This window comes from Oleiphilus sp. HI0128 (genome assembly GCF_001635365.1).
In genome coordinates this window covers 1-711 of record NZ_LWGG01001472.1, presented here as the reverse complement: position 1 = coordinate 711, position 711 = coordinate 1, and the positions used below count along the sequence as shown (strand labels likewise).

Sequence of the window (711 nt, the reverse complement as noted above, 5' to 3'; positions counted from 1 at the left end):
AGATTGAAAGCCCTTAATCACCTCATCCACCTGCGAAGTATCAGTGACATCAAGCCGCGCTATTTCTATCCTTGCTTCAGGGTAGGCTTTATGGATCTCGGCTTTTAATGATTGCAGCAGGGTTTCTCTACGTGCGCTAAGACCAAGATCATAACCTCGCTTTGCCATCTCCCATGCCAAGGCCTTGCCAATACCATCACTGGCTCCGGTTATTACGATTGTTTTATTCATTGCTAGCCTACCCTACAGTTGCTGCGGTCATCTTCAAATGGAGAAGTTCATATATTGTGCAGACGAAAGCCTAGCACAATAGCCAAGCCCAAATCATTAAGGAGGCAACAAAGCGGGATTCACAAAGCAGTAAGTCTATGAATAGTTCTAATCGTCTAGACTTCTCGTTTATGGCAGGCATATAATCCTGACTAGCTGTTCAATAACAACAATAGTGGTGTACATTCACTCTTAGCACCCATTCAATGACGGATCAAATCTATGCCTAGCTCAGACGCTTTTACTCATTACCGCACCTGCAACCTTTGTGAAGCAATGTGCGGTGTCGCGATCAAAGTTGAAGACGCACAGATTATCTCTATAAAGGGCGATCCTGATGACCCGTTAAGCAAAGGCCATATTTGCCCGAAAGCGCTCGCCTTAAAAGATATACAAGAAGACCCGGACCGGCTTAAAGTTCCACAGCTAAAAACCAAAGAT

Annotated in this window: 2 protein-coding genes; one reads left to right on the top strand and one right to left on the bottom strand. The window is 44.7% G+C overall.

Annotation, left to right across the window (positions count from 1 at the left end; translation table 11 throughout):
- Positions 1 to 231: SDR family NAD(P)-dependent oxidoreductase (locus A3763_RS24355; protein WP_156495308.1), on the bottom strand; the 231-nt coding region annotated here is incomplete at its 3' end.
- 261 nt (positions 232 to 492) lie between these two features.
- Between A3763_RS24355 and A3763_RS24350 the strand changes: the two genes are divergently transcribed.
- On the top strand, positions 493 to 711 hold a 219-nt coding region (locus tag A3763_RS24350; protein ID WP_197483096.1), incomplete at its 3' end, for a hypothetical protein.